At 67.7% G+C, this 25,327-nt stretch carries 24 protein-coding genes and 1 pseudogene; 15 read left to right on the top strand and 10 right to left on the bottom strand.

Annotation, left to right across the window (positions count from 1 at the left end):
- Window positions 1-12: 12 nt before the first annotated feature.
- On the bottom strand, window positions 13-855 hold the full coding sequence (locus NCW75_11210; GenBank protein UYV11864.1) for a hypothetical protein: 843 nt from the start codon (window positions 853-855) through the stop codon (window positions 13-15).
- A 153-nt stretch (window positions 856-1,008) separates the two neighbouring features.
- On the opposite strand from NCW75_11210, the gene NCW75_11205 reads away from it, so the two are divergent.
- The 4 genes from NCW75_11205 (at window position 1,009) to NCW75_11190 (ending at window position 3,710) form a co-directional block, all read left to right on the top strand.
- Window positions 1,009-1,512, top strand: coding sequence for a DUF4870 domain-containing protein (locus NCW75_11205; protein UYV11863.1), 504 nt, complete (start codon window positions 1,009-1,011; stop codon window positions 1,510-1,512).
- A gap of 26 nt (window positions 1,513-1,538) precedes the next feature.
- On the top strand, window positions 1,539-2,390 hold the full coding sequence (locus NCW75_11200; GenBank protein UYV11862.1) for a sulfotransferase domain-containing protein: 852 nt from the start codon (window positions 1,539-1,541) through the stop codon (window positions 2,388-2,390).
- A 28-nt stretch (window positions 2,391-2,418) separates the two neighbouring features.
- The gene (gene lptB, locus NCW75_11195; protein UYV11861.1) at window positions 2,419-3,234 is read left to right on the top strand and encodes an LPS export ABC transporter ATP-binding protein; all 816 of its coding nucleotides are present in this window, start codon (window positions 2,419-2,421) and stop codon (window positions 3,232-3,234) included.
- A gap of 89 nt (window positions 3,235-3,323) precedes the next feature.
- Entirely contained in the window at window positions 3,324-3,710 is a 387-nt protein-coding gene (locus NCW75_11190; GenBank protein UYV11860.1) for a PEGA domain-containing protein, read from the top strand.
- A gap of 4 nt (window positions 3,711-3,714) precedes the next feature.
- Here NCW75_11190 and NCW75_11185 read toward each other — a convergent pair whose 3' ends face one another.
- A complete protein-coding gene (locus NCW75_11185) occupies window positions 3,715-4,227 on the bottom strand; it encodes a flavin reductase family protein (protein UYV11859.1) in 513 nt (170 codons plus the stop codon).
- Between the two features lie 207 nt (window positions 4,228-4,434).
- On the opposite strand from NCW75_11185, the gene NCW75_11180 reads away from it, so the two are divergent.
- From NCW75_11180 to floA, 5 genes are all read left to right on the top strand, one after another.
- Window positions 4,435-4,890: a hypothetical protein gene (locus NCW75_11180; GenBank protein ID UYV11858.1), complete on the top strand. Its 456-nt coding sequence runs from the start codon at window positions 4,435-4,437 to the stop codon at window positions 4,888-4,890.
- 471 nt (window positions 4,891-5,361) lie between these two features.
- Complete coding sequence (locus NCW75_11175; GenBank protein ID UYV11857.1) at window positions 5,362-5,919, top strand: NUDIX domain-containing protein; 558 nt, start codon at window positions 5,362-5,364, stop codon at window positions 5,917-5,919.
- A gap of 62 nt (window positions 5,920-5,981) precedes the next feature.
- Window positions 5,982-7,832, top strand: a complete 1,851-nt coding sequence (locus tag NCW75_11170) for an ATP-dependent Clp protease proteolytic subunit (protein UYV11856.1) — start codon at window positions 5,982-5,984, stop codon at window positions 7,830-7,832.
- Window positions 7,832-8,332, top strand: a complete 501-nt coding sequence (locus NCW75_11165) for a hypothetical protein (GenBank protein UYV11855.1) — start codon at window positions 7,832-7,834, stop codon at window positions 8,330-8,332. The genes NCW75_11170 and NCW75_11165 overlap by 1 nt, the downstream gene beginning before the upstream one ends.
- Window positions 8,333-8,472: 140 nt before the next feature.
- Window positions 8,473-9,492, top strand: a complete 1,020-nt coding sequence (gene floA / locus NCW75_11160; protein UYV11854.1) for a flotillin-like protein FloA — start codon at window positions 8,473-8,475, stop codon at window positions 9,490-9,492.
- A 76-nt stretch (window positions 9,493-9,568) separates the two neighbouring features.
- On the opposite strand, the gene NCW75_11155 is transcribed toward floA, so the two are convergent.
- Window positions 9,569-10,375, bottom strand: coding sequence for a 3D domain-containing protein (locus NCW75_11155; GenBank protein ID UYV11853.1), 807 nt, complete (start codon window positions 10,373-10,375; stop codon window positions 9,569-9,571).
- Between the two features lie 286 nt (window positions 10,376-10,661).
- Here NCW75_11155 and NCW75_11150 point away from each other — a divergent pair, with 286 nt between their 5' ends.
- Together NCW75_11150 and NCW75_11145 are read left to right on the top strand one after the other, a co-directional pair.
- Window positions 10,662-11,519: a sulfite exporter TauE/SafE family protein gene (locus NCW75_11150; protein UYV11852.1), complete on the top strand. Its 858-nt coding sequence runs from the start codon at window positions 10,662-10,664 to the stop codon at window positions 11,517-11,519.
- A 78-nt stretch (window positions 11,520-11,597) separates the two neighbouring features.
- Complete coding sequence (locus NCW75_11145; protein UYV11851.1) at window positions 11,598-12,431, top strand: M48 family metalloprotease; 834 nt, start codon at window positions 11,598-11,600, stop codon at window positions 12,429-12,431.
- Here the strand turns inward: NCW75_11145 and NCW75_11140 are convergent.
- From NCW75_11140 to galE, 4 genes are read right to left on the bottom strand one after another with little or no spacing between them, the layout of a single operon-like run.
- Window positions 12,428-14,767, bottom strand: coding sequence for a DUF255 domain-containing protein (locus tag NCW75_11140; GenBank protein ID UYV11850.1), 2,340 nt, complete (start codon window positions 14,765-14,767; stop codon window positions 12,428-12,430). The genes NCW75_11145 and NCW75_11140 overlap by 4 nt on opposite strands.
- Window positions 14,754-15,749, bottom strand: a complete 996-nt coding sequence (locus NCW75_11135; GenBank protein UYV11849.1) for a hypothetical protein — start codon at window positions 15,747-15,749, stop codon at window positions 14,754-14,756. The genes NCW75_11140 and NCW75_11135 overlap by 14 nt, the downstream gene beginning before the upstream one ends.
- A 12-nt stretch (window positions 15,750-15,761) precedes the next feature.
- On the bottom strand, window positions 15,762-17,003 hold the full coding sequence (locus NCW75_11130; GenBank protein UYV11848.1) for a prolyl oligopeptidase family serine peptidase: 1,242 nt from the start codon (window positions 17,001-17,003) through the stop codon (window positions 15,762-15,764).
- Window positions 17,000-18,037 (bottom strand): UDP-glucose 4-epimerase GalE, encoded by a 1,038-nt coding sequence (gene galE / locus NCW75_11125; protein UYV11847.1) that lies wholly within the window; start codon window positions 18,035-18,037, stop codon window positions 17,000-17,002. Before galE ends, NCW75_11130 begins: the two co-directional genes overlap by 4 nt.
- Window positions 18,038-18,067: 30 nt before the next feature.
- Between galE and NCW75_11120 the strand changes: the two genes are divergently transcribed.
- A complete protein-coding gene (locus NCW75_11120) occupies window positions 18,068-19,120 on the top strand; it encodes a DUF368 domain-containing protein (GenBank protein UYV11846.1) in 1,053 nt (350 codons plus the stop codon).
- An 84-nt stretch (window positions 19,121-19,204) separates the two neighbouring features.
- On the opposite strand, the pseudogene lgt reads toward NCW75_11120, so the two are convergent.
- From lgt to kdsA, 3 genes and pseudogenes are all read right to left on the bottom strand, one after another.
- Window positions 19,205-20,227, bottom strand: a pseudogene (gene lgt / locus NCW75_11115) (prolipoprotein diacylglyceryl transferase).
- Window positions 20,228-20,536: 309 nt separating this feature from the next.
- Entirely contained in the window at window positions 20,537-21,223 is a 687-nt protein-coding gene (locus NCW75_11110) for a hypothetical protein (protein UYV11845.1), read from the bottom strand.
- Window positions 21,224-21,280: 57 nt separating this feature from the next.
- Window positions 21,281-22,165, bottom strand: coding sequence for a 3-deoxy-8-phosphooctulonate synthase (kdsA, locus tag NCW75_11105; protein ID UYV11844.1), 885 nt, complete (start codon window positions 22,163-22,165; stop codon window positions 21,281-21,283).
- A gap of 60 nt (window positions 22,166-22,225) precedes the next feature.
- Here kdsA and NCW75_11100 point away from each other — a divergent pair, with 60 nt between their 5' ends.
- The 3 genes from NCW75_11100 (at window position 22,226) to NCW75_11090 (ending at window position 25,181) form a co-directional block, all read left to right on the top strand.
- The gene (locus NCW75_11100; protein ID UYV11843.1) at window positions 22,226-22,771 is read left to right on the top strand and encodes a DinB family protein; all 546 of its coding nucleotides are present in this window, start codon (window positions 22,226-22,228) and stop codon (window positions 22,769-22,771) included.
- 60 nt (window positions 22,772-22,831) lie between these two features.
- Window positions 22,832-23,713 carry a PhzF family phenazine biosynthesis protein gene (locus NCW75_11095; protein UYV11842.1) on the top strand — a complete coding sequence of 294 codons (882 nt, stop codon included), beginning with the start codon at window positions 22,832-22,834 and terminating at the stop codon, window positions 23,711-23,713.
- A 136-nt stretch (window positions 23,714-23,849) separates the two neighbouring features.
- Entirely contained in the window at window positions 23,850-25,181 is a 1,332-nt protein-coding gene (locus NCW75_11090) for a beta-propeller fold lactonase family protein (GenBank protein UYV11841.1), read from the top strand.
- Window positions 25,182-25,327: the final 146 nt, after the last annotated feature.

Genomic DNA, 25,327 nt, shown 5'->3' with positions numbered 1-25,327 from the left:
CCCCGCTCGCGCTCACCGCGGCGTCTCGGCAACGACGAACCCCGCACGCTCGGCTGCCGCCCGCGCCCCGCCATCGGCCAGCAGCCATTGCGCCAAGTCCGCCCCCGCCTCGCTGAACCACGCCACGTGATGGATCGTCGCGTCACCCCGCGGCTGGTCGAGATACCCCACGATCCGCACCCGGCTCGCGTCGGCATCACTCCCGAATACGATGCCGAAAGACTCCTCGGGCGTCGGCCGCTTCGCGAAATACGACACCCGCTCGACGATCGCCTCGCCGCCGTCAAAGTTCCCCGACGCCAGCGACACCTCGCCCCACAGCCCGCTCTCGCGCAGCGACGCCCGCGTCCAACGACCCAGCGCCGTCCGCTCCAGCGCGACGTGCACCGGTGCCCGCCGCAGCGCCAGCTCCCGCCGGTCGAGCTGCGATCCCTTCGGCACGACCACCGCCAGCGTGTTGCCCAGCCACGCAGCGCGCCCCTCGGGCGCCCGGGTCAGTTCATCGAGCCCGTGCCCGCTCTCGCTCAGGTACGCGTCGGCCTCGGCCCCACGCTCCAGCCGCATCGAGAGCCACTCGGCCTGGTCCATCCGCCCGGTCCGTGCGCCTTCATAGACGACCAAGTCCACCCCAGGTCGTGCCCCCTCGTACAGCGGCTCGAGCGTCCGCAGCAGGGGTGCCAGCACCGGATCGACCGCCACCCGCACCGCCACCACGTCCTGCCCCGGCACCGCCTCGGTCCGGCCCGAGGCATCGGGCCACCGGCTCACGGTCTCGGGCCCCATCGCGCAGCCGCCGCCGACGAACAGCACGAGCACCAGGCAGACCCACAACCAGCCAGCAATCACGCCTCGCACGGGGCATTCTTCGGGTTCTCGGGCCCGCGGGCTTTGGGATGGCCCACGATCGACCACATTTCCCGCTGAAACCCCGCCGCCCGGCCGCCCAACAATGGGGTGTCCCCGGCCCGGTTCTGGGGCCCGCGAGCCTTCAGCCCCCGAGGAGTGGCCATGCACGCCGCCGCCTTCGCCATGAACATCGGTCCCGACTCCAAGAACCAGCCCCCAGCGGACGGCTCCACCATGGACGGCAAGCACTACGTCTACCAGGACGCAACCGACGAAGATTGCCAGTGGGGCCTGTGGACCCACCTCGGTCCCCTGCTGGCCACCGTCATCACCAGCGGCACGCTCGCACCGCTCGGCATCGTCTGGGGCCTGTATGTCATGCACGTTCCGGGCAAGGAACGTCCGTTCGTGGCCGACCACGGCCGCGAGATGTTCAACTACGCCCTGACCTACGTCCTCTACTCGGTCGTGGGCACCGCGTTGGTCGCCATCTTTACCCTGGGCATCGGCCTGATCTTCTTCGCGCCCTTCCTGCTCATCTACGGCCTGCTGTTTCCCATCCTGGCCAGCGTGGCCGCCGCTAAGGGCCGCTACTACCGCTACCCCATGTGCCTGCGATTCCTCAAGGCCCCTCAGCCCAAGACAGCCGAGCAGCAGTTCGCCTGAGCCCGCCGGGCAGTACACTTGGGCCAATGGGCCCAAAGCTGCTCATCATCGGGGCCATGAAGGCCGGCACATCGTCCCTGTACGAGGATCTGCGGGCCATGCGCGGCTTCGCGTTCCCCGCCGGCAAGGAACCCGACAACCTGCTGACCGATGACGTACTCACCCAAGCCGGTCGCGACGCGTACGCGAACGCGTACGCGGGCCTGCCCCCGGATGTCGCCGGCGTCGACGCGAGCGCGCAATACACGCTGCGGCCGCACTTCGGCGAGGTCGCCTCCCGAGCCAAAGAAGTACTCGGGCCAGACCTGCGGCTGGTCTACATCATGCGCCATCCCATCGCCCGGGCCATCAGCCACCACCACTTCGACGCCGCGATGGGGTGGGGCTCGCTCGACTTCGATGCCGAACTGGAACGCAACCCCTACTTCATCGACGGCAGCCGCTACGCCTACCAGCTCGAGCCCTGGCTCGAAACCTTTGGCCTCGATCGCCTCCTGCCCGTCAAGTTCGAGCACTACATCAAGAACCGAACCGAGGTCGCCCGCCAGGTCGCCCACTTCGTCGGTGCCGACCCAACGCCCGAGCAAGCCCCGCCACAAGCCCCCGCCCACCAGACCAGCGGCATCCGCCGGCAGCGCCCGCTGGCCCAGCGGCTGGCCCGGCTGCCCGCGTACCGCCGGCTCGTTCGACCGCTCGTGCCCCAGGGCCTCAGGCGTGCGGCCCACCGGGCCACCAGCGACGCCCCTCCGCCACGCCCGAGCCACCCCAGCCCATCGTCCATCGATCGCATGGTGCAGGTCTTCGAGCCAGACCAGCGGAGGCTGGCAGAATTGCTGGGCCAGGGAGCCCCATCCTGGGATCTCGGCTCGCTTTCCTGACCTCCCGCGTCTCCATAGACTCCTGCACGTGCCCCTGCTCGAAGCGACCAACCTGCACAAGAGCTTCAACGGGCGCGAGGTCGTGCGCGGCGTCAGCTTCGCCGTCGACCAGGCCGAGATCGTCGGCCTCCTGGGCCGCAACGGCGCCGGCAAGACCACCAGCTTCCGCATGACCATCGGCATGCTCGCCGCCGACGAGGGCAGCGTCCACTTCGATGGGCAGGACGTCGCCCCCCTGCCCATGTACAAGCGGGCCCGCCTGGGCATGGGCTACCTCAGCCAGGAGCCCAGCGTCTTCCAACGCCTCACCTGCGAGCAGAACCTGCTGGCCATCCTCGAGACCCTGCCCATCTCTCGGAAGGAGCGCAAGCAGCGGGCCGGCGAGCTGCTCGACCGTTTCGGTCTGGTCAAGAAGACCAAGGAAAAGGCCCGCACCTGCTCGGGCGGCGAGCGTCGCAAGCTCGAGATCGCCCGCGCCCTGGTCACCAACCCTCGCATCATCATGCTCGACGAGCCCTTCAGCGGCGTCGACCCCATCGCCGTCGAGGACCTCCAGCACGAGATCCACACCCTCCGCGACGCCGGCATCGCCTGCCTCATCACCGACCATAACGTCCACCAGACCCTCAAGGTCTGCGACCGGGCCTACATCATCAACGACGGCAAGGTCTTCGCCGAGGGCGCCCCCGGCCCGCTCATCAAGAACGAGCTCGTCCGCCAGACCTACTTAGGCGGCTTGTTCCGCGGCGACGAGTTCGACGCCGTGGCCGACGCCCCGCCCTCGAACCGGCGTCGCCGCCGCCGCGAGGGCGGCAACGGCACCGCCACGGAGCCCAGGCCGTGATCGCTCGCCCTTCTCCTTCCGAGCCCCAAGCGCAAGCGCGGGGTTCTTCACTCTTCCTCCCTCTCCTCGTCTGCGGGGAGAGGGCTGGGGTGAGGGGTCTTCTCTTCCTCACACTCGCGATCTTTCTGGCCGGCTGCACCTCGCGCACCATCGTGGTCACCAGCGAGCCCCCCGGTGCCCTGGTCACCCTCAACGGCGTCGAGGTCGGCGCAACCCCCCTCGAGGTCGGCTTCCGCTACTACGGGCAGTACGACCTGCGCCTCCGCAAGGACGGCTACCAGCCCCTGGCCGCCGCCCCCTGGGCCAACGCCCCGTGGTACGAGTACCCACCCATCGACTTCATCATCCTGCCGCTGCCCATCGAGACCAGGATCCGCTGGCACTACGACCTCGAAGCCGTTTCGGTCGAGCAAGACGCCGCCGAAGCCCTGATCGAGCGCGGCGAAGAGATGCGCCAAGCCGTCGAACCCGGTTGAGGACTCAGTCCGTGTGCAACTGCCCGATCTCCGACGCCCGCGCGGGCGGCGGAGCATCGCCATTGATGCGCGCGGCCACCACACGACCGATATAAAGCTCGTGATCGGCGTCCATGTCGATGTGCCGGACAACCTCACAGTCGAACGCAAGCGTGCTCGACCGGAGCACCGGCGCGCCCGTCTCCAATCGCATCACCGGGACGGCGTCGAATGGATCGTGGTATTCCTCGGCCGATGGATGCTCCTCGAACCGGCGGCGCAATGCCCGGTCGGCCACTGGCACGCTGCACACCGCAAACGAGCGCGAATCGCGGATCAGCGGCTCGATGCGATGCCCCCGCCTCACCGGCACGCACAGCAAGATGGGGTCGAAGGCGCACAGGTGGACACCGATGGCCAGCGTGCCAGCCCGGGCGTGGTCGTGCAGGGCCGAAAGCAGGAACAACCCGGTATGGAGCCGGTCGCAGGCCTCGACGATCAGCCCGGGCTGTGTGAATTCCGTATTCGTCTTTTGCACATGCATTCCCGGACTTGGGTTGAGCCCTTGTGTACGGATCGCGCCTGGAATGGATCCCGGGGGTGATAATTCTGAACATCTCCCAATCAAAATGTGGATAAAAAGAGATCGGCTCAACAAAAAATTGAAGAAATGCCGAAATCGGGGGCAGAAAGTGTTGCATTGTGGGTCAAAGTGGGTCATAATCCCATCCGATGGCCCTCGTGAGTGCCCAACCCGATGCTCTTCACCGGACATGCCGAGCACGCGATCGACGCGAAACAGCGTCTGTCCCTGCCCAAGAAGCACCGGGCCCAATGGGATCCGGAAACCCAGGGCGACCAGTGGTACTGCGTCCCCTGGCCCAACGGCATCCTCAGGCTCTACCCGGCCAAGACCTTCCACCGGCTGGCCGAGCAGAGCGCCGAGAGCCTGACGCCCAACGAGGACCAGAGCGAACTCGAAGCCACGCTGTATGGCCTGGCCGAGATGCTCACGGTCGACGCACAAGGCCGGATCATGCTGCCCAAGGAGCACCTGGAGATGACCGGGCTCGGGCGTGCGGTGGTGGTCGTCGGCGTGCGCAACCGGCTGGAGATCCACGACCAGGACGGCTGGCAAGCGGATCGAGCAAGGCGCTTCGCCGACTTGCCCAACCTGGTCCGAAAGGTCGACTCGAAATGAACGCCCAAGTGAGCACCACGGACGCTCACCGCCCCAAACCGGGCCGGGACGCGGCAGGACGCCGCACCCCGGCCACAACAGACTCCGGCGTTCGGTTCGCCGACGCCAGCGGCTGTCGGAGAGAGAGGGGGGTCAGCCCCGGCTGACACCTATCGGGCGCGGGTCGTTCTAACAGGCGATCCAGCGCATTTCGAGGCCCGCAAGGCTGCGGGCGACCCACGCGGTTGTGCGAGGGGCTCACGGACGAGCCCCGGCGTGGTCTCGAAATGGTCTCGAAAGGCATCTCTCTCCTCCCTCTCTCGTGGGGGCTCTCGGGCACGCCCCGGGGCCCCGACATCAAGACACCACCGGCTCCGCGGCAGTTCCCACCACCACTTTGCTGCGAGCCACCCGATCCGCCCCGGCACCACCCGGGGCGGATCTCTTTTTTTGGGCCCTCCGCGTTACCGCTGTCTAGCCTCGCTCCCCGATATGACCAACACCCCCGAATTGCCCTACAAGCTTGCCTGCCTCTGCGACCTGCGCGACGCCGCCGGCCGCCTCCTGCTCATCGAGCGCAAAAAATCGCCCAACTTGGGCCTGTGCTCACCCATCGGCGGCAAGCTCGATACCGCCCTTGGGGAATCTCCGCACCAGTGCGCCCGGCGTGAGATTCAGGAAGAGGCCGGCATCGACGTGCCCATCGAGCGCTTGCACCTCATGGGCCTGATCAGCGAGCGGGCCTTCGAAGGCAAGGGCCACTGGCTCATGTTCTACTTCCGCGTGCTGGGGCCCGTCGAGGTGCCCGAGGTTGACATCGCCGAGGGCCGCCTGCGGTGGTTCGAGCCGGGCGCGGTGGCCGCCCTACCCCTGCCCGAGAGCGACCGGAAGGTCATCTGGCCCATGGTCGACGGCCACGATCACGAGCATCTGGCCCGTCCTGATGCCGACCGCACCGGCCTGCCGGGGCTGTTCTGCGTGCATATCGACTGCCGCGAAGACCGGATGGCGTGGTCGGTGGAACAAACCGGACGGGATACCAATACGTAAAGAGCCGAACGTATGGGTATCACACGGGCACGCGCGACAAGGGCAATATACTGCATACCGACATGAAGCCCATGGCAGACTCCAACACGACCGGCCGCTGGCGGGCCATCCGCATGGTGGCCACCGCGATGGCGATGCTGTGCCTCGCGGCCACCCAAGTGGGGCTGGCCCAGGATTCCGACTCTGATGGTCAGGCCGCCCCGATAACCTCCGTGCCCGCCACACGGCAGGCCGACAAGGTGGTGCTCCTGCCCATCCGCACCGCCATCGACCGCTTCACCATGAAGGGCCTCGAGCAGCGGCTCGAGCGTGCCCAAGGCGAGGGCGCCCAGGCGGTCGTGATCGAACTCGACACCCCAGGCGGCGAAGTCGGGGCGGTGCTGGAGATCAGCGACCTGCTCAAGACCAGCCAGGTGCCCACCGTCGTGGCCTGGGTGAACACCACGGCGTACAGCGGCGGGGCCATCATCGCCATGGCCTGCGACGACATCGTCACCAACGACCCCGGCACGCTGGGCGACGCCATCCCTATCCAGGTCTCGATGATCCTGGGCTTGCAGCAACTCTCCGAAGAGGAACGCCAGAAGATCCTCGCGCCGCTGCTGGTCGACCTCGTCGATTCGGCCCGCCGCAACGGCTACGACGAGAAGCTCGTGCAGGGCTTCGTCTCGCTGGGCGTCGAGCTCTGGATGATTGAGCGCACCCGCGTCGGGCCCGAGGGCCAGCCCATCGGCGAGCGCATGTTCATCGATCTCGCAGAATACCGTCTGTTGTTCGGCGAGCCCCAGGAGGCCCGCACGCCGCAGATCCCCTCGGCGGGCACCGGACAAACGTCCGCCGAGACACCCGAGCCCGCAGCAGGCGCACCGGTCGATCCGAGCGACCCCACCGCCTTCCGCCCCGCGGGCCCCCGGCTCGAAGGCCTCGACGCCGACCAGACGCTCAGCCGCGGGCTGGCCGTGCCGACAGAGCGCGTGACGCTGAGCGAGGGCGACCGCGGCCGCTGGAAGGTGGTGGCCTACGTCACCGACGGCAAGGCCCCGGTCACCATGACCAGCGAGCAACTCGTGCGGTATGGTGTGGCCACCGACGTGGTCCGAAACGACGAGCAGCTCAAGGCCTACTTCGGCGCGTCATCCCTCGTGCGATACGAGGAGAGCGTGTGGATGATCATCGCCAGGTTCATGTCCAACCCGGTGGTCAAAGGCATCCTGATCGTCGCCGTGTTGGTGGGCTTCTTCATCGAGATGGCCAGCCCGGGCCTGGGTGTGCCCGGCGCGATCGGCCTGCTCGCGCTCATCGGCCTGCTCGCGCCCGCTGCGATGGTGGGCATGGCCGGGTGGTGGGAGTTCGCCGCTCTGGGCCTGGGCGTGCTGCTCGTGCTCGTCGAGATCTTCGTCGTGCCCGGGCTGGGCGTGCCGGGGGTCATCGGCGCGGTGCTCGTGTTCGTGGGCCTGCTCGGCACGTTCACGGGCGGTGGGGGCTTCCAGACCTCGGGCGACCTGCTCACCGGCGTGGTCGTGCTGCTGCTCTCGCTTTCGAGCGCCGGCGTGATCATCTTCCTCTTCGCCAAGAACCTCGGGCGCATCCCGGGGCTCAACCGGCTCATCCTGCGCTCCGTGCCCATCGAGGGCGACGACGACAACCCCTCGTTCTTCGAGGCCATGGCCATCTCGGCGCCAAAGACCGAGCTGGCCGTCGGCGCGGTGGGTGAGGCCATCGGCACACTGCGGCCCTCGGGTCGGGCCCGCTTCGGCGAAGAACTGGTCGACGTGGTATCCGTCGGCCCAATCATCGAGCAGGGCCAGCGCGTCCGCGTGGTCGAGTCAACAGCCTTCAGCGTGGTGGTCGAGCCGACCGATGAGGCCCCGGGGCTAGAAACAACACCCGCACCCCGATCGGAGGAGGCCTGATGGACCCGATGCTCGTCTGGGGATTGCTGCTGCTGGGCGTGGCCGCTCTGCTTGGCGTGATGGAATTCTTCATCCCCAGCGCGGGCATCATCGGCATCGTCGCGCTCGTCGTGGCCATCGCCGGCGTCGTCTGCCTGTGGACCTACGAGACCGCCTGGGGGGTCTCGGGCATGCTCGCCGTGATCGTCATCGCACCGGCGGCGACGTACTTCGGCTTCAAAGTGCTGCCCTACACGCCCATCGGCAAGGGCCTGATCCTGAGCAACCCCGACCCGCACGGCCCCGAGGCCGCCCAGGCCAACGCCTCCCTCGCCCAGCGCGTGGCGCTCGTCGGCCAGGAGGGCAACGCCCAGACCGACCTGCGTCCCATCGGCGTGGTCAAGATCGAGGGCCAGCGCCACGACGCCGTCGCCGAGAGCGGATACATCGCCAAGGACGCCCGGGTGAAGGTCGTCTCGGCCGACGGCATCCAGCTCAAGGTCCGCCAGATCGACGCCTGACCGCTCACCGATCCGATCCGGAGCAACCCATACCGAGCAGGAACCTCCCCTTGCCCGAGCCCGAGGGCTTGCAGGCAGGTGGACGGGGCTTATAGTGCGCTTCGGGCCAGGATTTCGGCCCGACCCTGGAGGTGTCTGGTATGGGCGGAATTCCGAACGGTGTCTGGATTGCGATCGGCGTGGTCCTCCTGATCGTGGCGATCGCCATCGTCGCGATCCTCGGACGCTTCATCAAGCTGTGGATCCAGGCCTACGTGTCCGAGGCCAAGGTCAGCTTCGGCGCCCTGATCGGCATGTGGCTGCGAAAAGTCGACATGAACGTTATCGTCTTCAGCCGCATCCGGGCGGCCAAGGCGAGGCTCAATATCTCGACCGACCAGCTCGAGACCCACTACCTGGCTGGCGGCCGCGTGCCCAACGTCGTGAGCGCCATGATCGCCGCCAGCAACGCCCGCATCGAGCTGCCGTGGGACGTCGCCGCCGCCATCGACCTGGCCGGCCGCGACATCCTCGACGCCGTGAACACCAGCGTGAACCCTAAGGTCATCGACTGTCCCGGTGCCAACCAGCCACGCACGACCATCGACGCCGTGGCCCAGGACGGCATCCAGCTCAAGGCCAAGGCCCGCGTGACGGTGCGAACCAACCTGGCCCGCCTGGTCGGTGGTGCGACCGAAGAGACCATCATCGCCCGCGTGGGCGAGGGCATCGTCACCACCATCGGCTCGGCCCAGAACCACAAGGCCGTGCTTGAGAATCCCGACAACATCTCGAAGGTGGTGATGGACAAGGGCCTCGACGCCGGCACCGCGTTCGAGATCCTATCGATCGACATCGCCGACATCGACGTGGGCGAGAACATTGGCGCCAAACTCCAGACCGACCAGGCCGAGGCCGACAAGAAGCGCGCCCAGGCCGAGGCCGAGAAGCGCCGCGCCATGGCCGTCGCCGCCGAGCAGGAGTTCCGGGCCGAAGAGCAGAAGAACCGCGCGACCGTCGTGCTGGCCGAGGCCGAGGTGCCCAAGGCCATGGCCGACGCCTTCCGCGGCGGCAACATGGGCGTCATGGACTATTACCGCATGCAGAACATCCAGGCCGACACCTCGATGCGCGGCTCCATCGCCGGCGACGAATCCAAAGACCGCAAGCAGCGCGAATAGTGAATTCGCGACAATGGAAATGAACAACGCCCACGCGGTTCGCGTGGGCGTTTTCGTTGGTCAGTCTCTCTCGTGCTTACGACCGCTGCTTGCGGGGATCAACCGCCGGCTTGCCGTCGGCGTATTCCCACACCACCACGTCGAGGTTCTTGACGCCCCACTCGAGGGCCGCCTTGTGGCTGGGGAAGAGAAGGTCGAGGCGATTGCCCTTGATCGCGCCGCCGCGATCGAGCACGGGCACGACCTTGCCTCCGTTGTAGCCCTCGATGCTCAGCATCGTGCCGAAGGGCAGCAGGTCGGTGTCGGCTGCAACCAAAAACCCGCCGTTGGCCTCCACCGAGTGCAGCGTCGCGGTCTGGCCGTCGGCGAAGGGGTAGCACGACGCCGCGTCGGCCGAGTACGCCGTCACCTTCATGGTGATCGTGCGGGCCGGACGCACGGGCCGGCCATTAAACCAACGTGTGCTGGTGCCCGGCTCGATGTCGCTGGCCAGCGTCGTAAACGCGAAGGCGGGTGTCGCCAGAGCGGCAGTCTGGGCGTCCGATTTGATCGAAGCGGCCTCGTCGGCGACCTGAACGGTTTTGGCCGGCTCGATGGCCGCCATCGGGCTCACCGGGCCGAGCTGCTTGGCCGTGATGGCCGTCGCGACGGTCAGCACCGCGCCAACGAGCCAGAGCACGCCGCCGCTGGGCTTCCACCCGCGGCGGGCGGTCGTGCCGGCCAGGCCCACCATGTCTTGCATGGGGGCGGCCTGGATGGGCTTGGCCTCGGGAAGGTCGTGAGCGGGCTCGACGAACCCGACGGGGCGCGACTGGGCCACGGGGGCGTCAACGCCCACCACGCGCCGCTGGCGCACGATCATGTCTTCGGTTTTCTGTACCACCACCGGTCTCCGCTTGCCGGCCGACCGAGTGAATGGGGCCACCACGCCCCAAGGCTCCACCCGATCTTCAGTTCCGGTCCCTGGGGCACCACCCCCTGGGGACCGACCGGCTCACGTTCTTGCCCCACCGTAGGGGCGTTTGGCGATCCGGTCTGCCAACGGGCAGTTCCCGTTCTCGGACGACGTCGGCAATCCGCGTCCGTGGCTGAAGGCAAAGTGCCCCGACCCCAGCCAAAAGCGAGAAACTCGCTTCGAGAGACACCCAGTTTCCCTACCGTTGGCCCGCATGACCCCTACAGAAATCATCATCTGCCTGGTTATTGGCGCCTTCGCCGGCGTGTTAGGCGGATTGGCGGGCATCGGCGGATCCATGATCATGCTGCCCGCCCTGGCCGTCTTCGTCTACGACCCCGACCCCAACAGCGCCCACCACATGTTCATGGCCGCCGCCATGGTGGTCAACGTCGTCGTGTCCTTCCCCGCCGCCCTGCGGCACCGCAAGGCCAAGGCGATCAATTACGGGGCCCTGCGGGTCATCCTGCCGGCCATGGCGATCTCCATCGTCGCCGGCGTGCTGATCTCCAACGAGATCCAGGGGCTCACGCTGCGCGCCATCCTGGCCGCCTTCATCGCCGCCTACGCCCTCATGACCATCGGCCGCTACTTCCGCAAGACGCCCGAGCCCGAGCAGGAAGGCCAGCAGATCCACGTCGTGCGCCTCGGCGTCATCGGCCTGGCGACGGGCATGGTCGCGGGCCTGCTCGGCATCGGCGGCGGTGTGCTCATGGTGCCCATGCTGCAGGTGTTCTGCAAGATGCCGATCCGCAACGCCATCGCCACCAGTTCGGCGGTCATGGTGCTGACCGCCGTCGTCGGCGCGTCGCTCAAGCTGGCAACCCTCGGCCCCGAGCACGGCCGCAGCGTGATCGACGCGCTCATCATCGCCGCCGCCCTCTCGCCCACCGCGTTCTTTGGCGCGCGATTGGGGGCGGCCCTCACGCACCGCCTGCCGTTGCAGGCCGTGCGGCTGGTCGTGTCGATCGCGTTGCTCATCGTGGCTGCCAGAATGGCGGCCGACGCGTTCAGCAAGCGCCAGGCCGACAAGCCCATCGAGGCCCCAGGGGCGGTCGAGCCCGCTCCGTAAGAACATTCGCGTTGGTCCGGCGTATGCCAGAACAGTTCGTGCGCCCGAGAGGTTTGCTTGGGTGAAGGAGTGTTCATCATGTCCGTTGCTTTCGTGAACAACACCAAGACCGTGCTGCTGCTCGGCGCGTTGATGGCCCTCGTGGTCGGCGTCGGTTTCGCCCTCGGTGGCCCGAACGCCATCGTGCCCGCCCTGGTCTTCGCCATCATCATGAACTTCGCCGCGTTCTTCTTCTCGGGCAGCATCGCCATCAAGTCCATGCGCGGTCGCGAGGTCACCAGCGGCCAGTTGTTCGAACTCGTCGACGACCTGCGCCAGCGAGCCGGCCTGCCCATGCCCCGCGTGTACGTGTGCCCGCATCAGGCACCCAACGCCTTCGCGACCGGCCGCAGCCCCAAGCACGCCGCCGTTGCCGTCACCGAGGGCGCGTTGCAACTGCTCTCACGCGACGAGCTCGCCGGCGTCATGGCCCACGAGCTGGCGCACGTCAAGAACCGAGACACGCTCACCAGCACCGTCGCCGCCACGGTGGGCGGGCTCATGGGCATGCTGGCCTACGGCATGATGTTCTTCGGCGGCGGCAACCGCGAGGGCGGCAATCCGCTGTTCGCCATCGGTGCCATCCTGCTGGGCGCGGTCGGCGCGGCGGTCATCAAGGCCATGCTCAGCCGCTCGCGCGAGTTCGTGGCCGATGCTCACGGTGCCGCCATCGCCGGCTCGCCCGACGGGCTCATCGGCGCGTTGCGCAAGCTCGAGATGTACTCCAAGCGCATCCCGATGCAGAACCCCAACCCCGCGCAGAACAACCTGTTCATCATCGAGCCGCTCACCGGCGGCAAGACCCTGAGCAACCTGTTCGCGTCGCACCCGCCCACCGAGAAGCGCGTTGCGGCCCTCATGCAGGCCCGCTAGTCGACGCCCAGCTCACCCTCACCCTCGCGGTCGATCGCCACGTCGAGCTCGACCGTGCGCACCGGCAGGCACCGCGCGTCATCGCACGCCTGGTAGCTCACCACGAGAATGGGCCGCCCCGACCACTCGCCCTCGAGCTCGAGCGCGACGGGGAACTCGACCTCGCCCTCATGCACCAGCACACTCTCGTCGTGCGCCCAAGGCGTGCCCTTCGGATAGTCGGCGTACACACGCACGCCCGCGCCGCCATGCACGCTCACTCGCAGCGGCGGCAGCTCGGCTTGGCCCGGTTCGGCGGCGTAGACGTGCCACCCTTCCTTGATCCGAACCACCAGATGGAACTCGGCGGGCAAATCGGGCCCAAGCGCCACGCGATCACCGCTCGCGTAGATCTCAACCGGCGTGAAGCCCTCGTCCACCGGCTCGGGCAGCGAACGCACACGTTCTAACTCGGCGTCGATGACCTCTTCGGCCAGTGACTGATCCTGCCGCATGAATCGCAGCAACGCCGCCGTCGACCCCGCCGTGCCCAACGGAGATTCGGCAATCGCCGGCGACATCGCCCGCAGCACGGCCCTCGCGTGGTCCAGCACGCCCGATTCCGGCGCAAGCTCGTGCAGCGCCGCCATCGCGTGCTGCAACACCGAGTGCGCACAAGGCGTCGCCCCGTCGTAGGTGCTACGCCCGCGCACGAACAACTCAGCGTTCCGCGTGTCGTACAGCACGCCCGGCTGATCGGGCTCACAAAACGTTCGGAGCGCCGCGTCCAGCATCGACGTGGCCGCATCGATCGCGTCTTTCGGGTCGCCCGCCTCCAAGACGATCCGCGCCCGCGCCAGTTCGGCCAGCCCCCGCACACACCATGCCGCGTCCTCAAGGAACCCCGGAATCGTGCTCTTGCCGCCGCGCCAGCTCCGCACGGGCAGGCCGTCCTCGCCCAGCATGCACTCCTGCAAGAACACCGCCGTCCGCTCGGCCTTCGCGAGCAAATCCGCATCATCCAGGTTGATCGCTGCCGACGCCAAGCCATGCAGCATCATCGCGTTCCACGCCGCCAGGCACTTGTCGTCGCGCAACGGCGCTTTCCGCTCGTCACGCACGGCCAGCAGTGCCGCGTTGATCGAGTCGAGCCGATCGCGGATGTTGGCGTCGTCGTGCTGCTCAAGCCGCTCATCCAGCCGCAGCACGTTCGACGGCGGCGATTCGGGGTGGTGGGGGTCCTGGAAGTTCGGCCCGCGATCGAGGCCATACAACGAGACCGCGAGGTCCGCATCCTCACCATCGAGCACCGCACGAACCTCGTCGGCGGTCCAGAGATAATTCAGCCCCTCACGTCCATCCACTTCAGCGTCCAGCGCGCTCGCATAGCCGTCCGCGTCCAGCAGCATCTCCCGCTCGGCCCACGCCACGATGCCGCGGGCCACGTGCGCATACCCGGCATCCCCGAATACCCGCGACGCCCGCGCATACGCCGCCAGCAGTTGTCCGTTGTCGTACAGCATCTTCTCGAAGTGTGGCACCGTCCACGTCGCATCCACGGCGTACCGATGGAACCCACCGCCGACGTGGTCGTAAATGCCACCCACCATCATGCGATCAAGGGTCTGCTTCAGCACGACGTCGCTGGCCTGCTTCGTGGCATCATCCGCCGAGTCTCGCGCCGCCAGCAGCAACTCAAGGTACACCGGCTGAGGAAACTTCGGTGCCCCACCAAAACCGCCGTTGGTGCGATCGACCATCGTCAGCAGCGTCCGCAACGCCTCAGCGATCGCCTGTGGCCCCACATCGATGCGATCACCCACACGCGCGTTCAGCCCATCGCCCACGGCCTCCGCCAAACGCTCGGCCTGCTCCATCACCTCATCGCGTTGGTTGTTCCACGCCGACGAGACGCCTTCGAGCACCTCCACGAAGCTCGGCCGCCCATGCATCGGCTCGGGCGGAAAGTACGTGCCCGCCCAGAACGGCCGGCCCTTGGCGGGCTCGAGGAACACGCTCATGGGCCACCCGCCGCTGCCGGTCATGATCTGCGTGGCGGCCATGTACGCCTCGTCGATGTCGGGCCGCTCCTCGCGGTCGACCTTCACGCACACGAAGCGGTCGGCCATCGCATTCGCGACGGCGTGGCTCTCAAAGCTCTCCCGCTCCATCACGTGGCACCAGTAGCACGTCGCGTAGCCGATGCTCAAGAAGATCGGCACGTCCCGCCGTCGCGCCTCGGCGAAGGCTGCCTCACCCCACGGCATCCACGGCACCGGGTTGTGCGCATGCTGGAGGAGATACGGGCTGCTCTCGTCGATCAGCGCGTTGGGAGTTTGGGTCTCAGGCGGCGGCATCTTTGCTCATCACGCGGACCACCATCGACGACACGCTCGCGCTGGCGAGCTCGTCGGGGGGCGCCAGCTCGTTAGGGGATACCGTTCGTGCGGCCCGCGAACCCATCTTCTGGGTAGCCAGCGTGCTGGCGTGCAACACCACGTCAACGGGCAGCGTGCTCAGCGTCACGCTCACCAGCCCGCGCATGAGCGCCGGCGCATCATCGTCCTGGCACGCGGCGATCTCGGGCAGATGAGCATCGAACGCGTCGGTGTACCGCTCGGCCGCCTCACGGGCCCGGGCGCACCACGCGTCACGCTCGGGACCCGGCCCAGGCGAACGCACGGGCGCCAGATTCAACGCATCCACCGCCGCGTCCATCGCCGAACGCAACGCTTCAAGCTCCGGCTCCAGCATGTCCCGCGCGATCACGATGCTGTCCGAGTCGGCCTGCAACAACACCGGCACCACCAACGCAAAACGATCACGCCGGATGCTCAGCCGTTGCTCGGCCTTCTGCACCACACTGCTCGGCTCGGGCCGCACCACCGTCAACGCGTGCCGCGCCGCGTAGCGGTCGAGCCCAAGCATCACCGGCACGCTCACGCCCGGGTCGGGTCCCGCCCGCAGCACGTCCTGAGCCACGGCTTGCAGGTAATCGTCTTCGGTGCCAAATAAATCGAGCCGCATCAACGGCCCAAGCGCCGCGCACGCCGGGTCGGTCGTCAGCCGTTTCCACGCGCTGGCCATCTCGGCGGCGGGATTCGTCAGCTCATCGACCGAGGGCAGCACCACGCCCGCCTCCCACAGCGGCTGGCTCCAACGCCAGCTGCGGATCATGTCGAGGTATTCGGGCACCCGATCCGCCGCCGATCGCGCGGCGGTGGCCCCCAGGCCATTGGGCGAGGGCAGAAGCGTGAACACACGATCGGCCAGCAGCACGGCGGCCATGACCGGCGCCTCGCGCGTCGTGAAGTGGTATGGGCTGACAAGGGCGTCCATATTCAGGACATCTTAGGGCGCTCCTTGCGCCTCTTGCCCCGGCGGCAGCCCCAATTCCCCGCCATCAATCCACTCGTTCACCTGCCCGATCATCTCGCTCAGCGACAAGAACAGCATCACGTGATTCGTGGGATACGTACGCCGCACGGGGGTGATCCCGCCCGCCTCGAATCGCTCGACCATCAGCCCGCTCGACGCGAACGGCACCGCCTTATCGAATGATCCATCGACCACCAGCACCCGCGTGTCGTCATCGAACCGTGCGGCCGCGTGGTACGCATCGAGCGTCGCGCGCTCCAGGTACGCCTCCTCGAACGCCGCCCGGTCGGCTGCCTCGTCCTCGCCCTTGAACGTGAAGAACACCGACTTGATGAATTGCTTCATGAACGTGCTGTCGATGCTGATGCCCGCCGCGTTGGCCCCGCCGGCAACAAGCACGACCGTCTCGTACGCTGCGGGGTTGCGCGCCACCACCGCCGGCGCCAGGATCGCCCCGCCGCTGAAGCCCAATATCGCACGCGGCTTGCCCTCCAACCGCCCGTCCAGTTGCGTCATGTGCCTGATGCCCGCCTCCACCGCGTACGCACACTCGGCGGTCCGATCGTCGGCGTGCTCGGCAAACGCCGTCCCTTCCTTGGCTCCCTCACGAGCCTCGACATCAATCAAGATCTGCTCGGTAAACCGCGACGGCTGGCTCAGCAACCGCAGCACGCTCCAGCCCCGACCGCGAAGATCGTCGGACCACTTCTCGTACAACTCGGGCGGATACCCGAACGTGCCCGGCACGATCACCGTGACGCCGCGCACGTCCTCGGTCCTCGCCGGCTCGCACGCCATCCACGTGCGTTCGATGTCGTGGGAGCCCTCACGTAGCGAGACAAACAGCAGCGTGCGCACCCCACCCTCGGCCTGCACCTGTGCAAGGGCGGGAGCGACCTCGAACACCAGGGCGTTGTACTCCTCTTGCGGCACGTCCTCGGGCAGCACGCCGGCAGACGCATCGCCGACCGAGTCGAGCAGCATCCTCGCGTGCTGGGCCGCGCCGGGCGCCCCGGGCCGGTCCATGAAGAAGCCGACCTGCAACGACTGGTACCGCTTCGGATCCCCGCCCAGTTCGAGCACCACACCCTTCGCGCCAAGCTCGGCCTCGAACGCCCGAGGGGGCCAGGCCGGCGCGAGAAAATCAATGTCCGGATCGCCAAGCGCGACGAACGCGCAGGCGAACACCATCACGATGGTCAGCAGCCGTGTCATGCCGTATATCCTTCGGGATTCGCCTTCATCCATTTCCAGGCCGACTCGATGATCGCGTCGAGCTCGGTGATCTCGGCGGTCCAGCCCAACTCCTCCTGCACCTTCCCCGGATCGGCGAACAGCGCCGGCGGATCGCCCGGCCGCCGCGGCCCGGTTTCGGCGGGGATGGCGTGCCCGGTCACGCGCCGGCAGCTCTCGATGATGTCCTTCACCGAGTACCCCTTGCCGATGCCAAGGTTGTACCGCCGGCTCTCGCCGTCCTCTAAAGCTTCGAGCACACGCAGGTGCGCGTCGACCAGATCCTCGACGTGGATGTAATCGCGGATGCACGTGCCGTCGGGCGTGTCGTAGTCCTCGCCAAAGATCGTGATCTTGTCGCGCTTGCCCAGCGCGACCTCGAGAACGATCGGGATGACGTGGCTGTGCGGCTCGTGGTCCTCGCCCAGCACGCCCGTGCGGTCGCACCCGGCCACGTTGAAGTACCGCAGCGCCGCGAACGCAAAGGGGGAACTCTGGTGCTTGCGAGCTTCCAGGAAGTCGTCGAGCACATTCTCGCCGTGCAGCTTGCTCGTGCCATACGGGCTCAGCGGCGCAAAGGGCGCGTCCTCGGTCACCGGCGTACTCGGCGGCTGCCCGTACACCGCGCACGTCGACGAGAACACCAGCCGCTTCACCCGCGCGTCGCGGATGGCCTCCAGCAGTGGCACCAGGCTGTTGTTGCGGTGGTACTCCAACGGACGCAGCACGCTCTCGCCCACCAGGCTCAGCGCCGCAAAGTGCAGTACCGCATCGACATGGTGCTCCACCATCAACCGCTCCAGGCGGCTCCGGTCGGTCGTGTCGGCCCGCTCAAAGCGGAACTTTTCCCCGCCGAGTTCCCTGAGAGCGTCCACGGCCCCGGCATTGCCCCGCCCCATGTTGTCCAGCCCGACCACCGTGTGCCCGCCCACCAGCAGCCGCTGGACCGCGTGCGACCCGATATACCCCGCCGCCCCCGTCACCAGAATCGCCATCTCGTCTCCTATCGTCGCCATTCGATCCGGGCCGATGGTAGAGCCCGCCACATGGGAGCCCCACCCATCAAACAGAAGCCCACCGACAACCCGCCCATCGAAACCGAGCCCACCCGCCTGCCCGCGGTCAGGCTGCTGGTGGGCGGCGCCCTCATGGGCCTGGCCAACCTCGTCCCGGGCATCAGCGGCGGCACCATGCTGGTGGCCGCGGGGGTCTACCGCCGCTTCGTCGACGCCGTCAGCGACGCCACGCGCCTCAAGCTCAGCGTCAAGACCATCCTCACCCTGGGCCTCATCGTCGTCGCGGCCGGGGCGGCCATCGCCCTGGGGGCCCGGCCCGTGTCCTACGGCCTCGAGCACCACCGCTGGGCCATGTACGCCTTGTTCATCGGCCTGACCATCGGCGGCGTGCCGGCCCTCTGGGCCCTCGTGCGGCCGATATGCGCCCGCACCATCGCGTTCGCGCTGGTGGGCCTGGTCGGGATGCTGGCCATCGTGTTCGTCCAGGAGACCGGCACCAGCGCGGCCAGCAGCGGCGGCAACTCCAACTGGCCCATGCTCGCCATCGCCGGCGCGGCCGGCGCGGCGGCCATGGTCCTCCCCGGCGTCAGCGGGGCCTACCTCCTCTTGCTGCTCGGCCAGTACGAGGCGGTCGTCACCGCCATCAAGGACCTCGCCCGCGGCGACCTGGACGCCCTGGTCGTCGTCATCCCCATCGGCTTCGGCGTCGTCGTGGGCATCGCCGGCGTCAGCAACCTCCTCCGCTGGCTGCTGCACCGCTACGAGAAGGCCACCCTCGCCGTCCTCCTCGGCCTGCTCCTCGGCGCGCCGGCGGGGCTGTACCCATTCCGCGAGGCCATCGCACCCCAGCCCGGGGACACGTTTGAGGGCACGGTGCTCACCGAAGAGACCGCCGCACAGGTCGAGCCCAAGGACTGGCCAACCCGGGCCTTCGCACCCGATGGCCTCCAGATCGCCGCCTCACTCGGCCTTGTCGCCCTCGGCTGCGCCGCGACCATCGGCGTCTCGCTGCTTGGCCGGCCCGCTGACGCTGGGGGCCGACGCAAAGACGGGACTGAGCCACCCGCCGAACCGCGGCACTGACTCGCCCGCCGCCCGCTTCCTGCGCGCCCGCACGATGACGTACACCAGCAGCCCCACGCCCCCAGCCACTAAGGCAACACTCAGCCACTGCCCCCGGCTCAGCCCCATCGGCCGCGCGTTCGCAAAGTCGGCATCGGGCAGCCGGTAGAACTCGGTGAAGATCCGCCCCACGCCGTAGAGCATCATGAACCACGCCGTCACCACGCCAGCCACGCGTGGCTTCATCCACACGATGAACAGCGCCAGCAGCAGCAGCGGCCCCTCGACGGCCGCCTGGTAGAGCTGGCTCGGGTGCCGCGCGTTCAGGAAGCCGTGCATGAAGTTCGCCGCGCCGGCCGCGTCGGGCCCGCCACCGCGCAGCGTCTCCATGAGCTGGGTATACGCGACAACGAATCGCTCCTGGCCGGCCTCGACCATCATCTCCAGCGAGCTCATCCCCACCGCCTCGGCCGCCGCGTGGATCTGGGCGTCGCTGATCTCCCCGGTCTGCCCGCGCGACAGGATCTCTTGCGGGAAGCGCACAGCCCACCCCGGTGCCGGCTCGCCCGGTCCCGCCACGACCCTGCCCAGCAGCTCCCCATTCACGAAGTTCGCCAGCCGCCCGCACATCAATCCGATCGGCACCACCGCCACCGCCAAGTCAACCAGGTGCAGGCTTGGCACCCTCGCCAGCTCGGGCAGGCCCTCCTTCTCCGCCCGCTTCCTCAGCACGCGCCCCAGCAGCAGCAACCCCAGCAGCACGCCCACCATGCCCCCGTGGCTGGCCATGCCCCCCCGCGCAATGTTGAGCGCCTGCCAGAACGGGAACGAGTTCGTGAACTCTCCCAAGAGCGCCGGGTTGTAGATCAAGAGGTACCCAACGCGCCCGCCGATGACCCCGCCGATGCCCCCGAACAGCACCACGTCGCCGATCGCGGCCCCGGGGACGGGCGTCATCCCCCGCCACGCCGCCACCCGCAGCAGCACCCACGCCAGGGCGAAGCCCACGACGTACGAGACGCCGTACCAATAGATGGTCGCCGGCCCTAGGCGGAGGGCGACGGGGTCCAGATCGTGCAGCCAGGCGGCGAGCGTGGGGGCGAGTGTGGGGGCCAAGGTTGGCGTCATGGCCAGAGTTTAGCGGACGTGGGCCCCGCCCCGCCGCCGGTGTTGCCCCTCGAGATTTGATCGGTGTTTGTTGGAGGGATCGCCCTGTGTGCGTCCGAAAACGCGATTCAGGAACCCTTCCGACCGCGATCGGAAGGCTCCCGAACGCGGTGGGAGCCATTCCTGACGCGATGGACGCCCCACCCAACGCGGCGGCCGCCCTCGCGAACGTGGTGGCCGCCCTCCCAAACGCGGTGGAGACGCTTCCTGACGCGACGGGAGCGATGCCGCACGCGATGGGCAGACCGCCCGCCGCGATCCATGGCCGCCTCAGCACCCAAGATCGAACCGGTTCTGGAACGCCAGAAAATCGAACACCGTCAGCTCGCCGTCGAAGTCGAAGTCGGCCAGCGGGTCGCCGGCGTCGAAGGCGTTGAAGAATGCCAGGAAGTCGAAGATGTCGGCCACACCGTCGCCATTGAAGTCGGCGCGGCAGGGGACGATGGTGATGGTGGCCGAGCCCTCGATCAGCTCGTCGATCTTGTCCTCGTTCCAGTACTCGTACATCTCCAGGAAGACGTGGTAGCGAGCTGTGATTGTCGAGAGTTGCAATTCACCGGTTTCATCCGCCGTAAACACGCCACGCCAGAGCGGAGCGGGGTCCGCGGGGTCGGCCAGAATTGCGGCGGTCGGCGACTGGATCTGACCCGCGATGATTTCCGTCACGGTTTCTCCGTCGAAAACGCCCTCGCGTGTTCCCGGTCCCCGCAGCGGCTGGAGAATCTCCAGGTTGCTCACCATGCCAGCGTGCTGAAAGCCTGTTAAACTGGTGTAGACGCCGTTGATTGCCCAGAACGCATCGGAGTCGAACCCACACCGCAACTCGATCGTCGCGCTCTCCCCCGGCTCAAGCACCGGCCGATCGACCTCGATGTGGATGACGTACCTCGGATCGGGATCCTGCGCGTGGGCGAGTGTCGGCAGGAGCGTACAAAGGGCGATCATGATCCAGCGCATGGCAGACTCCTCCTTGGGCCTCTGCCCAGCATACCACAACGGGTCGGTTTCTCCAAACTAATTTGAGCCCATCGCCGCCCGCAACCCCGCCGCCTGCGTAATCAACGCCGCCGCCGTCTCAATAGGCAACTGCGTCGCCCCATCGCTCCAAGCCTTGCCCGGCTCCGGGTGGCTCTCGATGAACAACGCCTGCACACCCGCCACCACCGCCGCCGCCGCGAGCATGGGGCTCCGCTCGGGCCGCCCGCCGGTCTGCTCGCCGTTGCCCGGCAGCTGCGTGCTGTGCGTGGCGTCGAAGCACACCGGTGCGGGGCCAAGGTCGCAGAACTTCGAGCGATCCAATTCCATCATGTCGCCCACGCCGATGAAGTCGGTCACCAGCCGGTGATACCCAAAGAACGTCCCCCGCTCGGTGAGCATCGCGTTGTCGCACCCGGCCTCGTGCAGCTTCTTGATCGGCCCGAGCATCTCGCGCGGGCTCAGGAACTGGCCCTTCTTCACATTCACGACCGCGCTCTTGGGAACGGCGGCCTCCGCGGCGGCCGTCAGCAGGTCGCTCTGCCGGCACAAGAACGCCGGGATCTGGATGATGCTGGCCACTTCGGCAACGCGAACGGCCTGCTCGGGCAGGTGGATGTCCGTCGTCACCGGGCACGCCAGTTCCTGTCCGATCTTCGCGAGCCACTCCAGCCCCCGCTCCAGCCCGGGCCCCCGTGGCGACGCAGCGCTCGACCGATTGGCCTTATCAAAACTCGCTTTGAACACATACGGCAGCCCCGCCGCCTCGCACACCTTCTTGAGCGCCCGCCCAACTTCAAGCCCCATCTCCAGCGATTCCAGCGTGCAAGGCCCGGCAATCACAAGTAATGGATACCCAACACCCACGGGGATCGGTGGGCCGTACGGATTGGGAATGACGCAAGGGGCCTGTGCTGCTGCCATGCCCGATGGTACCGGCGCGGCCGTACACTGGCCGGTCACCAAACCGGAGTCCCAGCACCCATGAGCCAAGCCCACGGCGAGTTCCTCGCCCACAACCTGATGAACTCCCAGGCCCTCTTCGAACGCTTCCTCGCCGGCTTCGACGACTCGAACCGAACGAGCCAGGCCCCGGCCCTGCCCAACCACGCCGCCTGGACACTGGGCCACCTCGCCCTCACCGCCCACCGCTGCACCCAGCGCGTCAATGGCAGCGACGAGCCGGGCGAACTGTCACCGGGCGCCTTCGTCATGGGCGATCGCGGCGACGCGCAACGCTTCGCCACCGAGAGCGTCGCCTTCGGCTCATCGCCTACCGACGATCCCGATCGCTACCCAGGCCTCGAACGCGCCATCGAGATCATGCACGACGCCCACCGCGACCTGACCGGCGCTCTACACGGCGCGAGCGACGACGCCCTCGCCCGCCAGACCCCCTGGGGCGCGGGAACGACCACCGTCAGCGACCTCGCCCTCCGCATGGGCTTCCACATCGCTACCCACGCCGGGCAGATCGTCGACCTCCGGCGTGCGTTGGGCCTGGGGCCCGTGCTGAAGCCCAGCAAGTAGCCCGCCGACCGACACCGCGTCGGTGCCATAGAGTGCCACTGCAATAGAAAGGTGGCACGCATGAAGATCTACCACGTCGACGCCTTCACCCCCCACGTCTTCGGTGGCAACCCGGCCGCGGTCGTCCCGGTCGAGCAATGGCCGAGCGATACGGTCATGCAGCAGGTGGCCGCCGAGCAGAATCTGAGCGAGACCGTCTTTGTCGGCCCATCCAGTAATGGCAACGCCGACCGCCGCCTCCGCTGGTTTACGCCCACCGTCGAGGTGCCCCTGTGCGGCCACGCCACGCTCGCCGCCGCCCACGTGCTGTGGAACCACGAAGCCGAGGTCGTCGAGCGCCTCACGTTCGAGAGCCTCGGCGGCCCGCTCACCGTCTGGCACGAGAAGCAGCACGACGACGACCTCATCGTCATGGACTTCCCGGCGCGCGCAACAGCGCCCTGCGATATCGACGCCGCCATCGTCGAAGCCCTCAGCGTCAGCCCGGCTGAGTTGCACAAAACCACCGAGAACATCGGCGTGGGAGACGACGCCCACCCCGCCTACATCGCCGTCTTCGATTCCAAACGCGACATCCACGACCTCGCGCCGGACATGAAGAAGCTTGGCAAGATCGAAGCCCACGGCATCATCGCCACCGCCCCGGGCGCGAGCCACGACTTCGTCTCGCGTTTCTTCGCCCCGCGCGCGGGCGTCGACGAAGACCCCGTCACCGGCAGCGCCCACTGCGCCCTCGCGCCCTACTGGGCCAACCGCCTGGGCAAGACCCGCCTCGCCGCGCGCCAGGTCTCCAAGCGCGGCGGCGAGCTGCGATGCGACGTCGTCACCAGCGACGCCGGCGACCGCGTCCTGCTGGCCGGCAAGGCCGTGACGTACAGCGTGGGCGAGGTCATCGCCGAACTCGTTTCGAACGAGGCGCAGGCCGCCGTCGCACCGGCGTGACACAGCACGTCCGATAGCGGGCAAAACCAACCCACAGCCATGAATGCGCGCCGTTGTTTGGCGGTCGTCAGGCTAGCCGTTCGATCCCGATCGGTTATGCTGTAGCATCTTCACACCCAAGAGAGGAGACCTCCCCATGAACCGCATCACCACTGTCGCCGTGCTCACGCTTGCCGCCGGCGCCACCGCGTACGGCCAGGCCACCGAACCCACCGTGTTCGTCGGCAACAACGGCAACCTGCTCGGGGCCATCACCAGCCTGCAGCCCGACGCGACCGGCGCGCTGGCGCAGGTTGATTACCTCATCATCGACGAGCGGCCCGCGGGCACCGGCTCGTTGCCGGGCACGAACGTCGAGGGCATCGCGCTATCGCCCGGCGGCAGCTTCCTGGCCACCGGGCACGCGACGGCGCTCGATCCCGAGCAGCTCACGATCATCGAGATCGCCCCGGATGGCACGATGGAGGTCATCGATACCTTCAGCGTGCCCAACGCGCCGCTGGGCATGGCGTGGATCGACGACGAGTACATCGCCGTGGCTGAGTCGGCCCTGGGCGATTCGTTCGCGCGCGTGTACCGCTACACGCCCGGCGCCTCGCCCATGACCGGCTCGCTCGTGCAGCGCGACATCACCGCCGAGGGGACGTTCATCACCAACATCGAGGCCGACCACGATCGCCGGCTGATCTTCGTGCAGGACTCGGACTTCGGCGGCGGCTCGGCGAACGTGACGGCCTACGACGTTGACGCCGATGGCATGCTCTCTGAGACGGGGTTCGTGTTTACGTCGCCGAATTTTGCGCTGGACATGTGGCTTGCGCCCAATGGCGAGTGGTTGTACGCTGGCGGCGGCATCAGCGGCACGGGCAATGATGTGCTCGGATTCCGCGTGGGCCCGACCGGCACGCTCGAGACCATGCCGGGCTCGCCCTTCATCAGCCCGGGCGATTCGCCCGCGTGGGTGACAGTGAGCCCCGACAACCGCTACGTGTACGCCGGGCATGGGCGGGACGCGACGGTGCAGGGATTCTCGACCGACAACGAGACGGGCGCGCTGACGGCGCTTGGTGTTTCGTTCGATGTTGGCAGCCAGGGCAACCTGGGCACGGTGGGCACGCTCGAGCTGCCGGCCGGCCAGTTCCTGTTTGTCACCGACAATTCCACGTCGTTCGACGGCATGAGCGGCATCTACAGCTTCCGCATCGAGGACGACGGCGACATCACCCAGATCGGCGACATCGTGATGACCCCCGGCAGCCAGCCGGACAACTTCGTCGTGTGGCGGCCCGGCGACGACGCCTGCCGCGCCGACCTGGACGGCGACGGCAGCCTGACGCTGTTCGACTTCCTGGCTTTCCAGAACCTGTTCGACTCGGGCGACCTGGCGGCCGACTTCGACGGCGACGGCAGCCTGACGCTGTTCGACTTCCTGGCGTTCCAGAACGAGTTCGACGCTGGGTGCGGGTGATTCTCGATTGGTTCCAGTTGCGTGGAGTCTCACATGATGGCAAGGTCTTCGTGTTTTGCAGTGTGGGCAGCGATGCTCCTCTTTACGTCCAACTGTCGCTCTCAAACGCTCGTAGGTGGAGTGCTCGATGAGGACACCACCTGGAC

Origin of the sequence: Phycisphaera sp. (genome assembly GCA_025916675.1) — a bacterium.
In the GTDB taxonomy this organism is placed as follows: Bacteria; Planctomycetota; Phycisphaerae; order Phycisphaerales; family UBA1924; genus JAHCJI01.
This window is presented reverse-complemented; position numbering and strand designations above follow the sequence as displayed.

Excerpts from the sequence above, each read along its gene's own strand:
- NCW75_11200 (UYV11862.1), top strand. The coding sequence starts at position 1,539 with ATGGGCCCAAAGCTGCTCATCATCGGGGCCATGAAGGCCGGCACATCG.
- NCW75_11140 (UYV11850.1), bottom strand. The coding sequence starts at position 14,767 with ATGCCGCCGCCTGAGACCCAAACTCCCAACGCGCTGATCGACGAGAGC.
- NCW75_11135 (UYV11849.1), bottom strand. The coding sequence starts at position 15,749 with ATGGACGCCCTTGTCAGCCCATACCACTTCACGACGCGCGAGGCGCCG.
- NCW75_11090 (UYV11841.1), top strand. The coding sequence starts at position 23,850 with ATGAACCGCATCACCACTGTCGCCGTGCTCACGCTTGCCGCCGGCGCC.
- NCW75_11150 (UYV11852.1), top strand. The coding sequence starts at position 10,662 with ATGACCCCTACAGAAATCATCATCTGCCTGGTTATTGGCGCCTTCGCC.
- NCW75_11145 (UYV11851.1), top strand. The coding sequence starts at position 11,598 with ATGTCCGTTGCTTTCGTGAACAACACCAAGACCGTGCTGCTGCTCGGC.
- NCW75_11205 (UYV11863.1), top strand. The coding sequence starts at position 1,009 with ATGCACGCCGCCGCCTTCGCCATGAACATCGGTCCCGACTCCAAGAAC.
- galE (UYV11847.1), bottom strand. The coding sequence starts at position 18,037 with ATGGCGACGATAGGAGACGAGATGGCGATTCTGGTGACGGGGGCGGCG.
- NCW75_11165 (UYV11855.1), top strand. The coding sequence starts at position 7,832 with ATGGACCCGATGCTCGTCTGGGGATTGCTGCTGCTGGGCGTGGCCGCT.
- NCW75_11170 (UYV11856.1), top strand. The coding sequence starts at position 5,982 with ATGAAGCCCATGGCAGACTCCAACACGACCGGCCGCTGGCGGGCCATC.
- NCW75_11100 (UYV11843.1), top strand. The coding sequence starts at position 22,226 with ATGAGCCAAGCCCACGGCGAGTTCCTCGCCCACAACCTGATGAACTCC.
- floA (UYV11854.1), top strand. The coding sequence starts at position 8,473 with ATGGGCGGAATTCCGAACGGTGTCTGGATTGCGATCGGCGTGGTCCTC.
- NCW75_11175 (UYV11857.1), top strand. The coding sequence starts at position 5,362 with ATGACCAACACCCCCGAATTGCCCTACAAGCTTGCCTGCCTCTGCGAC.
- NCW75_11130 (UYV11848.1), bottom strand. The coding sequence starts at position 17,003 with ATGACACGGCTGCTGACCATCGTGATGGTGTTCGCCTGCGCGTTCGTC.
- NCW75_11120 (UYV11846.1), top strand. The coding sequence starts at position 18,068 with ATGGGAGCCCCACCCATCAAACAGAAGCCCACCGACAACCCGCCCATC.
- kdsA (UYV11844.1), bottom strand. The coding sequence starts at position 22,165 with ATGGCAGCAGCACAGGCCCCTTGCGTCATTCCCAATCCGTACGGCCCA.
- NCW75_11110 (UYV11845.1), bottom strand. The coding sequence starts at position 21,223 with ATGCGCTGGATCATGATCGCCCTTTGTACGCTCCTGCCGACACTCGCC.
- NCW75_11095 (UYV11842.1), top strand. The coding sequence starts at position 22,832 with ATGAAGATCTACCACGTCGACGCCTTCACCCCCCACGTCTTCGGTGGC.